The organism is Streptomyces sp. NPDC008238 (assembly GCF_042956445.1).
In the GTDB taxonomy this organism is placed as follows: domain Bacteria; phylum Actinomycetota; class Actinomycetes; order Streptomycetales; family Streptomycetaceae; genus Actinacidiphila.
Genome location: NZ_JBIBGK010000003.1, coordinates 386,863 through 403,047 on the forward strand (window position 1 = coordinate 386,863; position 16,185 = coordinate 403,047).

The 16,185-nt window shown below is 75.0% G+C and carries 18 protein-coding genes; 14 read left to right on the forward strand and 4 right to left on the reverse strand.

The annotated features are described in order from the left end of the window. Positions 1-136: 136 nt before the first annotated feature. The 5 genes from ACFZAU_RS10625 to ACFZAU_RS10645 all read left to right on the forward strand — a co-directional run bounded on the left by ACFZAU_RS10625 (position 137) and on the right by ACFZAU_RS10645 (position 4,431). Positions 137-676: a molybdopterin-dependent oxidoreductase gene (locus tag ACFZAU_RS10625; protein ID WP_500551840.1), complete on the forward strand. Its 540-nt coding sequence runs from the start codon at positions 137-139 to the stop codon at positions 674-676. Next, a complete protein-coding gene (locus ACFZAU_RS10630; RefSeq protein WP_500551841.1) occupies positions 645-1,049 on the forward strand; it encodes a pyrophosphohydrolase domain-containing protein in 405 nt (134 codons plus the stop codon). Before ACFZAU_RS10625 ends, ACFZAU_RS10630 begins: the two co-directional genes overlap by 32 nt. A gap of 214 nt (positions 1,050-1,263) precedes the next feature. Continuing rightward, positions 1,264-2,424 (forward strand): NAD-dependent formate dehydrogenase, encoded by a 1,161-nt coding sequence (locus tag ACFZAU_RS10635; protein WP_500551842.1) that lies wholly within the window; start codon positions 1,264-1,266, stop codon positions 2,422-2,424. A gap of 111 nt (positions 2,425-2,535) precedes the next feature. Then, complete coding sequence (locus ACFZAU_RS10640; protein ID WP_500551843.1) at positions 2,536-2,934, forward strand: DnaJ family domain-containing protein; 399 nt, start codon at positions 2,536-2,538, stop codon at positions 2,932-2,934. Positions 2,935-3,534: 600 nt separating this feature from the next. Continuing rightward, positions 3,535-4,431 (forward strand): YhjD/YihY/BrkB family envelope integrity protein, encoded by an 897-nt coding sequence (locus tag ACFZAU_RS10645; protein WP_500464979.1) that lies wholly within the window; start codon positions 3,535-3,537, stop codon positions 4,429-4,431. On the opposite strand, the gene ACFZAU_RS10650 is transcribed toward ACFZAU_RS10645, so the two are convergent. Further along, positions 4,401-4,829 carry a DUF7144 family membrane protein gene (locus ACFZAU_RS10650; protein WP_499599445.1) on the reverse strand — a complete coding sequence of 143 codons (429 nt, stop codon included), beginning with the start codon at positions 4,827-4,829 and terminating at the stop codon, positions 4,401-4,403. The two genes, ACFZAU_RS10645 and ACFZAU_RS10650, sit on opposite strands and share 31 nt — an antisense overlap. Before the next feature lie 25 nt (positions 4,830-4,854). Then, on the reverse strand, positions 4,855-5,340 hold the full coding sequence (locus tag ACFZAU_RS10655) for a hypothetical protein (RefSeq protein WP_500551844.1): 486 nt from the start codon (positions 5,338-5,340) through the stop codon (positions 4,855-4,857). Between the two features lie 95 nt (positions 5,341-5,435). Between ACFZAU_RS10655 and ACFZAU_RS10660 the strand changes: the two genes are divergently transcribed. The 8 genes from ACFZAU_RS10660 to cobM all read left to right on the forward strand — a co-directional run bounded on the left by ACFZAU_RS10660 (position 5,436) and on the right by cobM (position 13,815). Further along, entirely contained in the window at positions 5,436-6,731 is a 1,296-nt protein-coding gene (locus ACFZAU_RS10660) for a hypothetical protein (protein ID WP_500551845.1), read from the forward strand. A gap of 117 nt (positions 6,732-6,848) precedes the next feature. Next, entirely contained in the window at positions 6,849-8,663 is a 1,815-nt protein-coding gene (locus ACFZAU_RS10665) for an APC family permease (RefSeq protein WP_500551846.1), read from the forward strand. 106 nt (positions 8,664-8,769) lie between these two features. Further along, positions 8,770-9,498, forward strand: a complete 729-nt coding sequence (locus tag ACFZAU_RS10670; RefSeq protein ID WP_500551847.1) for a response regulator transcription factor — start codon at positions 8,770-8,772, stop codon at positions 9,496-9,498. Then, positions 9,495-11,000 carry a sensor histidine kinase gene (locus ACFZAU_RS10675; protein WP_500551848.1) on the forward strand — a complete coding sequence of 502 codons (1,506 nt, stop codon included), beginning with the start codon at positions 9,495-9,497 and terminating at the stop codon, positions 10,998-11,000. Before ACFZAU_RS10670 ends, ACFZAU_RS10675 begins: the two co-directional genes overlap by 4 nt. A 50-nt stretch (positions 11,001-11,050) precedes the next feature. Further along, positions 11,051-11,449 (forward strand): hypothetical protein, encoded by a 399-nt coding sequence (locus ACFZAU_RS10680; protein WP_500551849.1) that lies wholly within the window; start codon positions 11,051-11,053, stop codon positions 11,447-11,449. Further along, positions 11,446-11,658 carry a hypothetical protein gene (locus ACFZAU_RS10685; RefSeq protein WP_500551850.1) on the forward strand — a complete coding sequence of 71 codons (213 nt, stop codon included), beginning with the start codon at positions 11,446-11,448 and terminating at the stop codon, positions 11,656-11,658. Before ACFZAU_RS10680 ends, ACFZAU_RS10685 begins: the two co-directional genes overlap by 4 nt. Before the next feature lie 151 nt (positions 11,659-11,809). Beyond that, positions 11,810-13,048 carry a precorrin-6y C5,15-methyltransferase (decarboxylating) subunit CbiE gene (cbiE, locus tag ACFZAU_RS10690; RefSeq protein ID WP_500551851.1) on the forward strand — a complete coding sequence of 413 codons (1,239 nt, stop codon included), beginning with the start codon at positions 11,810-11,812 and terminating at the stop codon, positions 13,046-13,048. Beyond that, the gene (cobM, locus tag ACFZAU_RS10695; RefSeq protein ID WP_500551852.1) at positions 13,045-13,815 is read left to right on the forward strand and encodes a precorrin-4 C(11)-methyltransferase; all 771 of its coding nucleotides are present in this window, start codon (positions 13,045-13,047) and stop codon (positions 13,813-13,815) included. The genes cbiE and cobM overlap by 4 nt, the downstream gene beginning before the upstream one ends. Before the next feature lie 36 nt (positions 13,816-13,851). Here cobM and ACFZAU_RS10700 read toward each other — a convergent pair whose 3' ends face one another. Continuing rightward, positions 13,852-14,259 (reverse strand): DUF3224 domain-containing protein, encoded by a 408-nt coding sequence (locus ACFZAU_RS10700; protein ID WP_500551853.1) that lies wholly within the window; start codon positions 14,257-14,259, stop codon positions 13,852-13,854. A 40-nt stretch (positions 14,260-14,299) separates the two neighbouring features. Continuing rightward, positions 14,300-15,442 (reverse strand): cobalt-precorrin-5B (C(1))-methyltransferase, encoded by a 1,143-nt coding sequence (locus ACFZAU_RS10705; RefSeq protein WP_500551854.1) that lies wholly within the window; start codon positions 15,440-15,442, stop codon positions 14,300-14,302. On the opposite strand from ACFZAU_RS10705, the gene ACFZAU_RS10710 reads away from it, so the two are divergent. Next, the gene (locus tag ACFZAU_RS10710; RefSeq protein ID WP_500551855.1) at positions 15,422-16,180 is read left to right on the forward strand and encodes a cobalt-precorrin-6A reductase; all 759 of its coding nucleotides are present in this window, start codon (positions 15,422-15,424) and stop codon (positions 16,178-16,180) included. The genes ACFZAU_RS10705 and ACFZAU_RS10710 overlap by 21 nt on opposite strands. The last annotated feature ends 5 nt before the right edge of the window (positions 16,181-16,185 follow it).

Consider the following 16,185-nt stretch of genomic DNA (forward strand, 5'->3'; position numbering starts at 1 on the left):
TCGATCATAGTGACGCAGATGCGAGCTGGAAGCCCCTTGTCGGATTGCACGAGCCGGATCCCTGAGCTTTGGGGGTCGCATGTGCGTTTCCACGACGGCCGGGCGCGGGTACGGTCACCGGGGGAGGTGGAAGCCCGTGACCGTGTCCGTTCCCGCGCCGCCGCCGGAGCTCGCCGGGTTCACCCTGAGCGGCGACCTGGCCCGCCCCGCCCCGCTCACCGTGCCGGACCTGCTCGCCTGGCCCCAGCACACGGCCCGGGTGAGCTTCGAGTGCCAGACCAGCGGTGTGCAGCACCACCGGTTCGAGGGCCCGTTGCTCCACGAGGTGCTCTGCTCGGCCGGTCCCGGCTTCGACCCCGGCCGCCGCAAGGACCGGTTGCGCTTCCTCATCGCCGTGACCGGGGCGGACGGCCACCACGCACTGCTGTCCTGGGCCGAGATCGACCCGGACTTCGGGCAGGCCCGCGTGCTGCTGGCCACCCGCGTCGACGGTACCCCGCTGGACGTCCAGGGCCCGCAACTGGTGCTGCCCCAGGACCGTTGCGGGGCCCGGCACATCAGCGGCATCACCGGCATCCGCGTCGACGGCGGGTACGGCGGCGGGGAGCGACGGGGGCCTCTGAGCGGGCACTACGATCGGCGGAATGCGACCCTCCCCCGCCGGCCTGGTCCGTGAGTTCCACACCGTCTTCGGCCTCGACGTCCGTCCCCGCCCGACCGAGATCCCGCCCGAGTACGCGGCGCACCGCCAGGACCTGCTGGCCGAGGAGGTGGCGGAGGTCGCCGAGGCCTCCGAGGCCGGGCCGCTGGACCACCTCGCGCACGAACTGGCCGACGTGGTCTACGTCGCGTACGGCACCGCGCTGGTGCACGGCATCGACCTCGACGAGGTCATCGCGGAGATCCACCGCGCCAACATGAGCAAGCTCGGCCCAGACGGACGGCCGGCCCTTCGGGCCGACGGCAAGGTCCTCAAGGGCGAGCACTACCGGGCCCCGGACGTCGCGGCGGTGCTGCGCGCCCAGGGCTGGACGCCCGCCGGGGAGTGACCCGGGGGCGCGGCGCCGACCCCTGCCGTCGCGACGCCCTCGACGCCCTGGTGGCCCTGGTGGACGCGTACCTGGGCCGGTGAGCGGCCCGGGGTGCGGTGATAGGAGCGGGCTATCCCGCCATAGCGACGTTCGCTTTGACCCCCGGGTGGCCGGGCCGCGAACGTGAAGTGACCTTCCGCAGCGTCCACTTCACGGATGAGGAGCCGCAGTCATGGCAAAGGTGCTGTGCGTCCTGTACGACGACCCGGCCGACGGTTACCCGACCACGTACGCCCGCGACGACCTGCCGCGCATCGACCAGTACCCCGGCGGCCAGACCACCCCCACGCCGCAGGCGACCGACTTCACCCCCGGCGCCCTCCTCGGCAGCGTCTCGGGCGAACTGGGCCTGCGCCGCTTCCTGGAGGAGCGCGGCCACAGCCTGGTCGTCACCTCGGACAAGGACGGCGACGGATCGGTCTTCGACCGTGAGCTGGCCGACGCCGACGTGGTCATCTCCCAGCCCTTCTGGCCGGCCTACCTGACGCCCGAGCGCATCGCCGCCGCCAAGAACCTGAAGCTGGCCGTCACGGCGGGCATCGGCTCGGACCACGTCGACCTGGGCGCGGCCGTCGCCCGCGGCATCACCGTCGCCGAGGTCACCTACTGCAACAGCATCAGCGTCGCCGAGCACGTGGTGATGATGACCCTGTCGCTGGTGCGCAACTACCTGCCCTCGCACCGGGTCGTCCTGGACGGCGGCTGGAACATCGCGGACTGCGTGGCCCGGTCGTACGACCTGGAGGGCATGCACGTCGGCACGGTCGCCGCGGGCCGCATCGGCCTGGCGGTCCTGCGCCGCCTGGCGCCCTTCGACGTGAAGCTGCACTACACCGACCGGCACCGGCTGCCGGAGGCCGTCGAGCAGGAGCTCGGGCTGACCTGGCACGAGAGCGCCGCCGACATGGTGCCGCACTGCGACGTCGTGACCGTCAACGCCCCGCTCCACCCGGAGACCGAGGGCCTCTTCGACGACAAGCTGATCGACACCATGAAGCGCGGCGCCTACCTCATCAACACCGCGCGGGCGCTGATCGTCGACCAGGACGCCGTGGGCCGGGCCCTGCGGGACGGACGGCTGGCGGGCTACGCGGGCGACGTCTGGTACCCGCAGCCGGCCCCCGCCGACCACCCCTGGCGCACCATGCCGCACCACGGCATGACGCCGCACATCTCCGGTTCCTCGCTGTCGGCCCAGGCCCGGTACGCGGCGGGAACCCGCGAGATCCTCGAGTGCTGGCTGGACGGCAGGCCGATCCGGGACGAGTACCTGATCGTCGCGGGCGGAGCGCTGGCGGGCACGGGCGCCCACTCGTACTCCATCACGGGCTGACCGGCCCCGGACCGGCCGCCGACCCGCAGGGCGCGCGGGTCGGCGCCGCCCGCTCCGTCCTCCCCTCCCCTCCCCTCCCCCGCCGGCGCGGCCGGGGGGAGAATCGAGGGCATGACGGAGCGCAAGCCACCGGGCGTCCCCTTCGAGTCCTGGGTCGACAAGCAGATCCGGGAAGCGACGGAGCGCGGCGCCTTCGACAACCTGCCCGGGGCGGGGAAGCCGCTGGCCTCCCTGGACCGGCCCTACGACGAGCTGTGGTGGATCAGGGAGAAGATGGCCCGCGAGGGGCTGTCCCACCTCCCGGCGAGCCTGCGGCTGCGCAAGGAGGTGGAGGACGCGATGGACGCGGCCTACCGAGCCCCCTCCGAACGCGAGGTGCGCCGCATCGTCGAAGAGGTCAACGAGACCATCCGCAAGGGCATCCGCACACCGATGGACGGCCCCCCGCTCGGCCTCGTCCCGTACGACGTCGACGCCGTCGTCGCCCGGTGGCACGCGAAGCGCGCCTGAACCCGCACGCCGAACGCGGTCCCGTGGGCCGGGCGTCGCGCCTCCAAGGGCCTCGCGGGCTTCGCCCGCACCGGCTTCCGCACTGCAGGGAAGCCGCCGCCCGCCGTGGGACGCCGCCCGCGGGTGCCGGAGGGGGACGCGGCTCAGGGGCTGTCGGCAACCCGCGGCGGTGCCGGGCTTCGCCCGTGCGCCGGACGTGGTCCGGTGCGGCAGCGTCCGGCGGTGCCGGCCCGGACCCGCCCGGGCAGTCCCTCTTTGTTGTGGGGGTGTGGCCGGGCGCGGCACCTACAAGGGTGTCGCTGGGTTCGTCCGCGCCGGCTCCCGCACCGCCGTTAAGGCGCCGCCCAGCCGTGGGACGCCGCCCGTAGGTTCCGGTAGGGATGCGGCTCGGCGTCCGCGGGCAACCTGCGGCGGTGCCGCTGGGCTTCGCCCGCGCCGGCTTCCGCACCGCCGGGGTGCCGTCGCCCGCCGGCAACCCGGGGCGGCCGCCGCCGGCACCCCGGTCCTTGCCGCAGGCCAGCGGTTGCGGGCCCCGGCGGGCTGAAAAATAGTCGGACTGTGAGAGGGCGGCCATGGGTCTCGATCCCGGAGGGGCTCCGTGTGCGGTTCGCGGACCTGCCGGTGCGGGCGCGCGCCCTGCGGGCGGAGGCGGAGCGGCGGTTCCCGATCATCACCCGGCTCGCCGCCCGGCTGCTGAGCGTCAACGTGCTGGACGCGGCCACCCGGTTGGCCGCCCAGGCCTTCCTGACCGCCGTGCCGCTGCTGTTCGTCATCTCGTCCTTCGCGCCGGAGAGTGTGCGCCAGGAACTGTTCGACTCGCTGGTGCGGGTGATGGGGCTCTCCGGCCCCTCCCGTGAACAGCTGCGCTCGGTCTACGAGTCCGACCCCGGGAGCCTGCGCCAGACGGTGGGGGTGGTCGGCACCCTGATGGCCCTGCTGTCGGCGACCGCCTGCAGCCGGGCGATGCAGCGGGTGTGCGAACGCGCCTGGCACATGCCGAAGTCGGCGGCGCGGATCGCGGCCTGGCGCTGGTTCGCCTGGGTGTGCGCGGCGCTGCTCTACCTGGCCGTCCAGGGGCCGCTGCGGCTGGGCTTCGGCGCGGGCCGATGGCTCGGCGTCCCGCTGGCCCTGGTGAGCGCGGTGGGGATCTGGTGGTGGACCCAGCACCTGCTGCTGGGCGGCCGGATCGGCTGGCGTCCGCTGCTGCCGGGGGCGCTGCTCACGGCGCTGTTCCTGGAGGCTGCGGTCTTCGCCGCTCCGCTGTACGTGCCGACGGCGCTCAACCGCAGCCTGCAGGCGTACGGCTCGCTGGGGTCGGTGTTCACCCTGCTGTCCGGGTTGATCGCGCTGTGCGTCGTGGCGACCGTGTGCCTCACCGTGGGCGCGGTGTTCCACGGCGACCAGCCGGGGGCCGGGGCCGGTCCGGCCGCGCCCGGTCCGCCGGGGGAGGGCCGGGCGGGCGGCGGTCAGGCGGCGGGCGAGCGGTCCGGCCTGTAGTGCGCGAGCGCCCAGATGACGAAGATGTCGAGCGCGATGAGGATGATCGACCAGAACGGCAGGTAGGGCAGGTAGAGGAAGTTCACGATGATGCCCAGGCCGGCCAGGACGATGCCCGTGATGCGTGACCAGAGCGCGGCGCCGCTGAGGAGTGCGGTGCCCGTGACCACCAGGAGCACGCCGAGGACGAGGTGGATCCAGCCCCACGCGGTCAGGTTGAACTTGTAGATGTAGTTGCCGATCTGCGCGTACACGTTGTCCGCTGCGATCCCCGAGATGCCCTGGAAGATGGCCAGGACGCCGTCGACGAGCAGCAGGACGCCGGCGAAGGTGACGCCGCCGCGTGCCCACCCGTCGCGGTGGTTCCCGGTCCGGGGTGTGGTGCCGGTGGCTGCCATGGCTGCCTCCTCGCGTGATGGTGCTTCAGTGCCGCAGCGCCCGTTCCACCTGGGCCTCGACCGTGCCCGTCAGGTCGCGGTTGCTGCGTACCGTGGCCTCGCCCGACTTCTGCGGGGCCACGTCGGCGACGTTGACCACGGCGGCGTCGAGGAGGTTTCCGCTGGTGTCGCGGAAGGTCACCTCGACGGTGTACGTGGCCTGTTTGTCGCCGCTGTTGGTGGCCGTGACCGTGGTGGTGGCCTTGCCGCCCTCCACGGTCACGGGGTCGAGCCTGACGTCGTCCTTCGCGTTGACGCCGTTCTTGATCTTCGCCAGCTGGGACTGCGCGGCGGCGGTCGCCGAGGCGACGGCCTCCGCACCCTCGGACACCAGCGAGGACGCGGCGGAAGCGGCCTTGGACGCCTTTTCGCCGGGGGTGCTCTCGGCGTCGGAACAGGCACTCGCGGCCAGCGCGGTGGCGGACAGGACGACCGCCGCGCACACCGCGCGGCCCCGATACGGCCTCGTCATTCCTACCTCCACGGACTCATGCGCCTCAAATGGCACATCAATCACCATACGTATTAAATTGCCGTGTCGCGTGGTGAAGGAGAGGCGGCGGTGGCATGGCGGGTGCAACGCCCGAGGGGCGTGACGATCTCGCCGAACTGCGCGCCCGGCTGTCGGCACTGGAGGCGCGGGAGACCGTTCCCGCGGGCGCCGGAGCGCAGGCCCCGCCGCCTCACCGGCGACGCCCCGTGCGGGCCTTCTTCTCGGCCCTGTTCATCGTCGTGGCCTGCGTGTTCGTGCCGCTGAGCGCGCTGGCCGTCTGGGTGGACTCCGAGGTCGGCGACACCGACCGCTACGTCGCCACCGTCGCGCCCCTGGCGAGCGACCCCGCCGTGCAGGACGCCGCCGCCAACCGGATCACGTCCGCCGTGATGCAGCGGATCGACGTGAAGAGCCTCCTGGACGAGGTCGCCCCGCAGGACCGCCCCCGCCTGGACCAGCTGCTCAGCCGGATTTCCGGGCCGCTGACCAGCGGCATCGAGAGCCTGGTGCACTCGACGGCGGAGAAGGTCGTGCGCAGCGAGGCCTTCGAAACGGTCTGGACCGACGCCAACCGCCGGATCCACGACTCGCTGGACAAGGCGCTGACCGGCCAGGGCGGCGGCGCGGTCAAGCTGACCAACGACACAGTGGCGATCGACCTCGCCCCCGTCATCGACCAGGTCAAGCAGCGGCTGGTCGAGGCGGGCCTGACCATCGCCGCCAAGATCCCCGAGGTCCACACCGACTTCACCGTCGTGCGCTCCGAGAAGGTCGGCAAGATCAGGACCGGCTTCCGGCTGCTGCAGCTCGCCGGCCTCTGGCTGCCGGTCGTCACCGTCGTCCTCGCGGCCGCGGGGGTGCTGCTCGCCGTCCGCCGGCGCCGCGCCCTGGTCGCCGCCGCGCTCGGCTTCGCCGCCGCGGCCCTCGTGCTCGGCGCGGCCCTGACCGTCTTCCGGGCGATCTACCTCGACGCGCTGCCCGCCGACGTCGACCAGCGGGCGGCCGGGACGGTCTACGACGCCCTCATCCGCTTCCTGCGCCAGACCGTCCGCGCGGTGTTCGTGCTCGGCGTCGTCGTCGCGCTGGGCGCCTGGCTGAGCGGGCCCGGGCGGTACGCCCGCCGGACCCGGGGGGTGTGGGAGTCCGTGCTGGGCGGCGCGGGCGACGCGGCGCACCGGGTGGGGATGCGGACCGGTCCCGTCGGGCCCTGGCTCGTCCGCCACAAACTGCCGGTCGCCTGGGTCGTCGTCGCGGCCGCGGCCCTCGCGCTCGCCTTCTGGTCCTACCCGACCGGCTGGGTCGTCCTCGGGCTGGCCCTCGCCGTCGTCCTCGTCCTCGCCGTCGTGGAGTTCCTGGCCCGGCCCGACTGAGCGCTCACCCGATCGGCCACCCCGCGCTGCGCCGGGCAGGCCCCCGCCGGAGGCTGACGGGAGGTCCCGCCGGCGGAGGAGAACAGCCATGAGCGACGCGCAGCCGGCGGGCCGGCGATGACCTTCGGGCTGGCCCGCCGCCAGGTGCGGCCGCGGGTGCCGCTGCGGCACGGCGAGGGCGACCGCTCCCTGCTCACCAGCGTGCAGGGGCTCGCCGCGCTGTCGCTGGACGCCCTCAGCTCGGTGGCGTACGGCCCCGAGGCCATCGTCCTCGTGCTGATCGCCGCCGGGACCGCGGCGCTGACCGTGACGCTGCCCGTCATGCTGGTCATCGCGGGGCTGCTGGTCGTGCTGGTCATCTCGTACGGGCAGGTCATCGCGGTGCACCCGGACGGCGGGGGCTCCTACGCGGTGGCCAAGAAGGACCTCGGGGCGCGGGTGAGCCTGCTGGCGGCGGCCAGCCTGGTCGTCGACTACGTGCTCACCGTCGCCGTCAGCCTGGCCGCCGGCGCCGCGAGCCTCGCCTCCGCGTTCCCCTCGCTCACCCCCTACCTGCTGGAGATCTGCCTCGGCGGGCTCGCCCTGCTCACCCTGGTGAACCTGCGCGGCGTCGCCGACAGCGCGCGGGTGCTGATGCTGCCCGCGGCGCTGTTCGTGCTGTGCATCGGCGGGGTCGTCGTCGCCGGCCTGCTGCGCGCCCACCCCGCGGCGGTCGTCGGCAGCCCGCAGCCCGTCCACGCGACGGAGGCGCTGAGCGTGCTGCTGGTGCTGAAGGCCTTCTCATCCGGCTGCTCCGCGCTGACCGGGGTGGAGGCCATTGCGAACTCCGTGCCCTCCTTCCGGCCGCCCAAGGTGCGCCGCGCCCAGCGCACGGAGCTGATGCTCGGCGCGCTGCTGGGGCTGATGCTGATCGGCCTCGCGTTCCTGATCCGCCGGGACGAGGTCGCCCCGCGCGGCGGGGTGACCCTGCTGGCCCAGCTGACCGCGGGCTCCTTCGGCACCGGGTGGCCGTACTACGTCAGCAACCTGCTGGTCACGCTCGTCCTCGGGCTGGCCGCCAACACCAGCTTCGGCGGCCTGCCCGTCCTGATGAGCCTGCTCGCCCGCGACAACCGGCTGCCCCACGTCTTCGGGCTGCGCGCCGAGCGGCCCGTCTACCGCTACGGCGTCGTCGCCCTCGCGGTCGTGGCGGCGGTGCTGCTCATCGCCGTCGACGCGCAGACGCAACGGCTCATCCCGCTCTACGCCATCGGTGTGTTCACCGGCTTCACCATCAGCCAGACCGGGCTCGTACGGCACTGGAGGGGGGCGCGCCCGCGCGGCTGGGTGCCGCGGGTGGTGGTCAACGGGGTGGGCGCCGTGCTGACCGCGCTGGCCGGGGTGATCCTGGTGACCACCAAGTTCACCGAGGGCGCGTGGATGGTCGTCGTGGTGGTGCCGCTGCTGATGCTGCTCTTCGCCCGCATCGAGCACTACTACGCGGAGGTCGGCAGGGAACTCGCCCTCGGCACCGTCCCCGAGCGGCCGCGGCGCACCGACAGCCTGGTCATCGTCCCCCTCGGCGGGGTCAGCCGGCTCGCCCGGCACGCGCTGACCGCGGCCATCGCCCTGGGCGACGAGGTCGTCGCGGTCACCGTCGAGCCCGACCAGGCCAAGGCGCGCGAACTGCTCGACACCTGGGCCCGCTGGCAGCCCGGAGTCCGCCTCGACGTCATCGAGAGCCCGCACCGCTCCCTGGTGCTGCCGATCCTCTCCTACGTCCGCCGCATGTCGCAGGACGGCCGGCAGATCGCCGTCCTCATCCCCGAGGTCCAGCCGCGGCACGCGCGTTACCGCATCCTGCAGAACCAGCGCGGCATCCTCCTCGCCACGATCCTGCGCTCCCGCACCGACGCCGTCGTGTGCCTCCTGCCGTACCGGCTGGACATCTGACGCGCGGCGGAGCGCCGGGGCTTTTCGCGAACGGGACTCTTCGCGAACGCAACTTTTCGCGAACGGGGTGCTTCGCCGCCCGGGCGCTGCGCCTACCATCACCGCCGTGAGAACCGATGCGCACACCGGCGGCCGGGTCCTGGTCGCCGACGACGACGCGGCGATACGCAGGTCCCTGCAACGGGGGCTGCGCCTGGACGGCTTCTCGGTGAGCCTGGCCGACGGCGGCCGGGCTGCGCTCGCCGCCGTACGCGAGGCGGCGCCGGACGTGGTGGTCCTGGACATCTCCATGCCCGACCTCAGCGGGATCGAGGTGTGCCGCACGCTGCGCGAGCAGGACGACGACGTCCCCGTCCTGATGCTCTCCGCGCTGGACGAGGCGGCCGACCGCGTCGCCGGCCTCCAGGCGGGCGCCGACGACTACCTGGTCAAACCGTTCGCGCTGCAGGAACTGGTCCTGCGGCTGCGGGCGCTGCTGCGCCGGCGTCCCCCCGCGGCGGGCGGGCGGGTGCGCGCCGGGGGGCTGCTGGTCGACCCCGCGGCGCGGGAGGCCCGGCTCGACGGCGAGCCGCTGGCGCTGACCCGGCGGGAGTTCGAGCTGCTGGAGGTCCTCGCCCGCAACGCCGGGCTCGTGCTCACCCGGGACCAGCTGCTCGACCGGGTCTGGGGCTACGACTTCGACGTGCGCACGGACGCCGTCGACACCTTCGTCAGCTATCTGCGGCGCAAGATGGAGGCGGGCGGCCGGCCGCGGATCCTGCACACGGTGCGCGGCGTCGGCTTCGTCCTGCGCGACGACCGGGACGAGCGCGACGACCGGGACGACCGGTCGTGAGGCTGTCCACGCGGGTCGCCCTCGCCGTGGGTGTGGTCGTCCCGCTGCTCGTCCTCGCCTCCGGAGCGCTGCTGATCCGGCTGGTCGCCGCCGACCTGCACGCCCAGCAGGACGCCCACCTGCGGGAGCGCGCCACGGCCGTCGCCGCGGACGCCAAGGCCCTGCTGCGGGCCACCGCCGCGGACCGCCCGGCGGCCGAACAGGCACGTACGCGCAGGCTGTTCAGCTCCGCCCTCGACGTGGGCATCCGGCTGACCGGCCCCGAGGGCACGGTGTCGGGCGGCCCCCAGCCGGACGCGTCCGCCGCGCTGCCCGCCCGTGCCCCCTCGCCGGTCACGGTCCTGGCCGGCGGCACCCGCTGGCGCGTGCTGTCGGTGCCGGTGAACGGCGGCCGCAAGGGCGTCCGGGGCACCCTGTGGCTGTTCTCGCCGGACGCCGCCACGCGGACCCAGCTGCAGCAGGTGCGCCGCCGCGTGGTGACGGTGGCGCTGCTGGCCGCCCCGGTGTCCGGACTGCTGGCCTGGGCCGCGGCGGGCCGCGCCGTCCGTCCGCTGCGCCGGCTCCAGCAGCGCGCGAGCGGGCTCGACCCGCGCGTCAGCGCCGTACGCCTGGAGCACACCCCCGCCCGGATCACCGAGGTCGACGACCTCGCGCACACCCTGCGGACCGTGCTCGCCCGCTACGACGAGCAGGCCGCCAGGACCGGTGAGGCGCTCGCCACCGCCCGCTCGTTCGCCGCGGTCGCCTCGCACGAACTGCGCAACCCGCTGATGAGCATGGGCACCAACCTCGACATCCTCGCCGCCCACCCCGGCCTGCCGGACACCGAGCGCCACGAGGTCGTGGACGACCTGCGTGCCGAACACGCCCGCGTGCTGGGGCTGCTGGTGATGCTGCGCGCCCTCGCCCAGGGCGACCTCGTCGAGGAGGACGCCTTCGGCCCCGTCGACGCGGCCGAACTCGTCGATGCCTCCGCCGCCGACCTGCGGCGCCGCCACCCCGAGGCACGGGTCGAGGTGACGGCGGCGCCCGGGCTCCTCGTCCACGGCTGGGAGCAGGGGCTGCGGTCCATGACGGACAACCTGCTGGCCAACGCCACCGTCCACGGGCGCGCTCCGGGCGGCCGGCCCCACATCGAGGTGACCCTGCGGCGAGGGCACGACGAGCGCGCCCCGGTCGCCGTCCTCACCGTCGATGACCACGGGCCCGGCATCCCGCCCGAGACGCGGGCCGCGGTCTTCGCCCGCTTCCACCGGCGTCCCGACAGCCCCGGCTCCGGGCTCGGACTGACCCTGGTCGCCCAGCAGATCGCGCTGCACCGGGGCACGGTCGCCGTATTGGACCGCCCCGACGGCGCGCCGGGCACCCGCTTCGAGGTGCGGCTGCCGCTCGGCGCCGTCCGCGACGGCGACCCGCCGACCCTGCCGCTCCAACTGCCGCGCCGAGACTGGCTTTCCGGGCGGGCCGGCGAACCACAGGGTTTCCACAAGGACGCTCCCTAACGTCCGTCGCGAAGGCGCTCCGCGCTCGCTTCCGACCGAAGGAGGACGTCATGCGACACCGCACCACCGCCGTGGCCCTGGCCACCGTCGTCACCCTGCTGGGCCTCGCCGGCCCCGCCACCGCCGACGCCGGCGCCGGCCGCACCCCGGCCGCCGCCCCCACCGGGGACGGTGCCAAGGGCCTGTGCAAGCGTGCCGGGAAGATCGACGCCCGCATCGACCGGGCACTGAAGCGGCTGAACGGGCCGGCCACGCGCCGCGGTTCGATCGAGCGGCTGGAGAAGCGGGTCGCCAACGCCAGGGCCGCCGGGCACGACGAGATCGCGACGTACCTGGACGACCGGCTGACCTTCCGCAAGTCCCTGCCGTCGACCCTGGACAAGCGCCGCACCGACCTGGCCCGGGTCCGCAACTGGTGCGCCTCCCACGACAACGGCGCCGCCTCGTGACCCGCCGCCTGGCGGCACTCGCCGCCGCCGCGGCGGCCTGCGCGGCACTGCTGACCGCCTGCGGCCCGTCCGCCGCCCCCACCTCGGCCCCGACCGCCCCCGCCACCGCCCCGGCCCCCTCGGCCCCCGCCGACTTCGCCCGCATCGTCGACGACGCGGAAAGCGCCGCCGCCGCGGCGGACGCGGACGCGGCCCGCAGCGACGACTGACACGGGACCGCCCGCCGCGGGCGGCGCCACCCCACCCGCACACGGCCGGCCCGCGGTGGGCGGCGGGCAAGGCCCCGGGCCCTGGGCTCACCTGGGACTTCACGTAGAGTGCGGTGCCCGCCCGTTCCCGCCGACTGCCGAGGTGACCGTGATGGACGACGACGCGTCCGCCCCCGTGGCCGTCGTCGGGATCGGCGCCGACGGCTGGGCCGGGCTGTCCGCCGTGTCGCGGGAGGCGCTCACCGGGGCCGGGGTCGTGATCGGCGGCCCGCGCCAACTGGAGCTGCTGCCCCCGGAGGTCACCGCCGAGCGGGTCGCCTGGCCGTCGCCGCTGCGGCCCGCCGTGCCGGGGCTGCTCGCCGCCCACGCCGGGCGGCGGATCGCGGTGCTGGCCAGCGGTGACCCCATGTTCCACGGCATCGGGCGGACGCTCACCGAGGTACTGGGCGCGGACCGCCTGCGGGTGCTCCCGCACCCCTCGTCGGTGTCGTACGCCTGCGCGCGGCTGGGCTGGACGGTGGAGGACACCGACGTGGTCAGCCTGGTCGGGCGGCCGCTGCCCGCGCTGGCGGGCGCGCTGCACGACGGGCGCCGGGTGCTGGTGCTGAGCCGGGACGCCGGGAGCCCGGCCGTGGTGGCCGGGCTGCTGCGCGAACGGGGCTTCGGCGCCAGCCGGTTGCGCGTGCTGGAGCAACTGGGCTCGGCCCGCGAACGGATCCTGGACGGTACGGCCGGCGACTGGCCGCACGCGCCCGGCGATGCGCTGAACGTCGTCGCGGTCGAGTGCGCCGCGGACCCCGGCGCGCCGCGGCTGGGCCTGGTCCCCGGGCTGCCCGACACCGCGTACGAGCACGACGGGCAGCTCACCAAGCGCCACGTACGGGCCGCGACGCTGGCCGCCCTCGCGCCCGCGCCCGGCGAACTGCTGTGGGACGTGGGCGGCGGCTCCGGCTCGATCGCCGTCGAGTGGATGCGGGCGCACCGGACCTGCCGCGCCGTCACCGTGGAGCGCGACCCCGTGCGCGCGGAGCGCATCACGCGTAATGCGGCCGCGCTCGGCGTCCCCGCGCTGCGCGTGGTGACCGGCGCCGCCCCGGCCGCGCTGGACGGACTGCCCGTCCCCGACGCCGTGTTCGTCGGCGGCGGGCTCACCGCGCCCGGCCTCCTGGAGGCCTGCTGGGCGGCCCTGCGGCCGGGCGGGCGGCTGGTCGCCAACACCGTCACGCTGGAGTCCGAGGCCCTGCTCGCCCGGTGGTACGCGCGGCACGGGGGCGAACTCGTCCGCCTCGCCGTCGCGCACGCCGTGCCGGTGGGCGGCTTCACGGGCTGGCGCCAGGCCATGCCCGTCACCCAGTGGTCCGCCGTCAAACCCACCGGAGGGCAGCCATGACCGTCCACTTCATCGGTGCCGGACCCGGCGCCCCCGACCTGATCACCCTGCGCGGCCTGCGGATCCTGGCGGCCAGCAAGGTGTGCCTGTACGCGGGGAGCCTCGTGCCCCGCGAACTGCTCGCCGAGTGCCCGCCGGACGCCCGGCTCGTGGACACTGCGCAGCTCACGCTCGACCGGATCACCGAGGAACTGGTCCGCGCCCACGAGGAGGGCCACGACGTGGCCCGGCTGCACTCGGGCGACCCGTCCGTCTTCAGCGCCGTCGCCGAGCAGATGCGCCGCCTCGACGCGGCCGGCGTCCCGTACGACGTCGTCCCCGGCGTCCCGGCGTTCGCGGCGGCCGCCGCCGCCCTGAAGCGGGAGCTGACGGTGCCGACCGTCGGCCAGACCGTCATCCTCACCCGGATCGCGCAGCAGGCCACGCCCATGCCGGAGGGGGAGGACCTGGCGACGCTGGGCCGCAGCGGCGCGCTGATGGTGCTGCACCTGGCGGCCCGCTACGTCGACCGCGTGGTGGCCGAACTCACCCCGCACTACGGGGCCGACTGCCCGGCGGCCGTCGTCGCGATGGCCTCGCGCCCCGACGAGCTGGTGCTGCGCGGGACGCTCGCGGACATCGCCGAGCAGGTGAAGGCGGCCGGCGTGGTCCGCACGGCGGTCATCATGGTCGGCCGCACGCTGGGCGCGGAGCAGTTCCGTGACAGCCACCTCTACTCGGCCGAGCGCGTCCACCGGCACGCGACGGAGTGCGGCACCTCCTCGTAGGGCTGACATCGGCTGTCCCGCCACCCCGCAGGGGCCTCAGCCGAGGTCGTAGTCGAACCAGATGCGGTGGGTGCCGTCCTCGTCGACCGCGAGGCCGCCCGTGCCGGTGATCCCGGCCAGCTCGCCGGTGCCGCTGGTGGGGACGACGACGAAGAACTCGGCGGCGCGGTCGCTGCCCGAGGTCGTCGCCGAGTGGGCGAAGTTGAAGGTGCCCTCGCGGCCGTTCAGCACACCCTCGAAGGACTCCATCGCCACATAGGTACCGATCCCGCTCGCCTGGTCGTAGGCCGCCGTGAAGAGGGTCGACGAGCGGCCGGTGACCTCGCCCTCGAAGGTCTTGTCGATCATGGCGACCCCCACCGGCGTCCCGGTGGCCACGGCCGGCTCCGGTACGAGCTCGGTCGGCACGAACGACGTGACGCTGAACGTTCCCGCGGCTCTCATGCCCCGAGCGTAGCGACGGGCCGGTTCCCGCGGGGGCGCCTCAGCCCGCTCGGCCGACGATCGTGCCGGCGCGGTCGATGCAGATGACGTCGACCGTGACGGGGGCCTCGCGCAGGACGCCCATGGCGGTGCGGCGGGCGGCCTCGGCGACGAGGTCGCCGAGGGGGACGCCGTGGGCCAGGCAGGACTGGACGGCCTGCAGACCGGTGTTGGCGGTGGCGACGGCCTCGGCCAGGGTCTCGTCGGCGCCGCCGCGCCGGGCCAGGTCCGCGAGGAACGCCTTGTCGACCTGGGAGCGCGAGGAGTGCAGGTCGAGGTGGCCCGCGGCCAGTTTGGAGAGCTTGGCGAAGCCGCCCGCGATCGTGAGTCGCGGCACCGGGTGGCGGCGCAGGTACTTCAGCACGGCGCCCGCGAAGTCCCCCATGTCCAGCAGCGCGTCCTCGGGCAGGCCGTGCACGGCGACGGCCACCTTCTCCGAGGTCGAACCGGTGCAGCCCGCGACGTGCGTGCGGCCCGCCGCGCGTGCCACGTCCACCCCGCGCCGGATGCTGTCGATCCAGGCCGAGCAGGAGTACGGCACCACGATGCCGGTGGTGCCCAGCACCGACAGCCCGCCGAGGATGCCGAGCCGCGGGTTCCAGGTGCGGCGGGCCAGTTCCTCGCCGCCGTCTATGGAGACGGTGATCTCGGCGTCGCAGACGGTGCCGTACCGCGCGGCGACCTCCGCCAGGTGGTCGCGCATCATCGTGCGCGGGACGGGGTTGACCGCGGGCTCGCCCACCGCGAGCGGGAGTCCGGGCCGGGTGACGGTGCCGACGCCGGGGCCGGCGCGGAAGACGACGCCGCTGCCGGGGGCGCCGTGGCGCACCGTGGCCCGGACGAGGGCGCCGTGGGTGACGTCGGGGTCGTCGCCCGCGTCCTTGACGACGCCGGCCATGGCCCAGCCGTCGCCGCGCTCCTCCACGGCGAGGGCGAAGGCGGGCCGCTGCCCCTTGGGCAGGGTGATCGTCACCGGGTCGGGGAACCCGCCGTCCAGCAGGGCGGTGTACGCGGCGGTGGCGGCCGCCGTGGCGCAGGCGCCGGTGGTCCAGCCGTGCCGCAGCCCGGTCCGTTCCAGCTGGGCGCTCCGGCCGCCGCTCACCGCGCACCGTAGGGTGCGGGGATGACCGGCAGACAGCGGCACGTCCTCGTCCTGGGCGGCACCACCGAGGGGCGCCGCCTCGCGGAGGCGCTGGCCGCCGACCCGGCGGCGTGGCGGGTGACCAGCTCGCTCGCGGGGCGGGTGGAACGGCCGCGGCTGCCGCCCGGGGAGGTGCGCACGGGCGGCTTCGGCGGCCCCGCGGGGCTCGCGGCGTGGCTGCGCGCGCACGCGGTCGACGGGGTCATCGACGCCACCCATCCTTTCGCCGGGACGATGTCCTTCAACGCCGCGGAGGCGGCCTCGGCCACCCATGTTCCCCTGCTCGCCCTGCGCCGCCCCGGCTGGGTCGCCGCCCCCGGCGACCGACGGCACCCGGTGGCGTCCCTGGCGGAGGCGGCGGCGCTGCTGCCGGGGCTCGGGCGGCGGGTCTTCCTCACCACGGGCCGTACGGGGCTGGCGGCCTTCGCCGGGCTCACGGACCTGTGGTTCCTGGTGCGTTCGGTGGACGCCCCGGAGCCGCCGCACCCCCCGCAAATGGAGGTGCTGCTGGACCGGGGCCCGTTCACCCTGGACGGGGAGCTGGAGCTGATGCGCCGGCACCGTGTCGACGTGCTGGTCACCAAGGACAGCGGCGGCACCGCCACCGCGCCCAAGCTCGCGGCCGCCCGCGAACTGGGGCTGCCCGTGGTGGCCGTGGAGCGCCCGCCGGTCCCGGAGGGGGTGCCCGTCGTCCCGGACGTGCCGGGCGCGCTGGAGTGGCTGCGCGCGCTGCCGGCCTGAGCGGG

Coding starts and splice junctions, on each gene's coding strand:
- ACFZAU_RS10660 (WP_500551845.1), top strand. CDS start 5,436: ATGGCGGGTGCAACGCCCGAGGGGCGTGACGATCTCGCCGAACTGCGC.
- ACFZAU_RS10680 (WP_500551849.1), top strand. CDS start 11,051: ATGCGACACCGCACCACCGCCGTGGCCCTGGCCACCGTCGTCACCCTG.
- ACFZAU_RS10665 (WP_500551846.1), top strand. CDS start 6,849: ATGACCTTCGGGCTGGCCCGCCGCCAGGTGCGGCCGCGGGTGCCGCTG.
- ACFZAU_RS10650 (WP_499599445.1), bottom strand. CDS start 4,829: ATGGCAGCCACCGGCACCACACCCCGGACCGGGAACCACCGCGACGGG.
- cbiE (WP_500551851.1), top strand. CDS start 11,810: ATGGACGACGACGCGTCCGCCCCCGTGGCCGTCGTCGGGATCGGCGCC.
- ACFZAU_RS10700 (WP_500551853.1), bottom strand. CDS start 14,259: ATGAGAGCCGCGGGAACGTTCAGCGTCACGTCGTTCGTGCCGACCGAG.
- ACFZAU_RS10710 (WP_500551855.1), top strand. CDS start 15,422: ATGACCGGCAGACAGCGGCACGTCCTCGTCCTGGGCGGCACCACCGAG.
- cobM (WP_500551852.1), top strand. CDS start 13,045: ATGACCGTCCACTTCATCGGTGCCGGACCCGGCGCCCCCGACCTGATC.
- ACFZAU_RS10640 (WP_500551843.1), top strand. CDS start 2,536: ATGACGGAGCGCAAGCCACCGGGCGTCCCCTTCGAGTCCTGGGTCGAC.
- ACFZAU_RS10635 (WP_500551842.1), top strand. CDS start 1,264: ATGGCAAAGGTGCTGTGCGTCCTGTACGACGACCCGGCCGACGGTTAC.
- ACFZAU_RS10655 (WP_500551844.1), bottom strand. CDS start 5,340: ATGACGAGGCCGTATCGGGGCCGCGCGGTGTGCGCGGCGGTCGTCCTG.
- ACFZAU_RS10630 (WP_500551841.1), top strand. CDS start 645: ATGCGACCCTCCCCCGCCGGCCTGGTCCGTGAGTTCCACACCGTCTTC.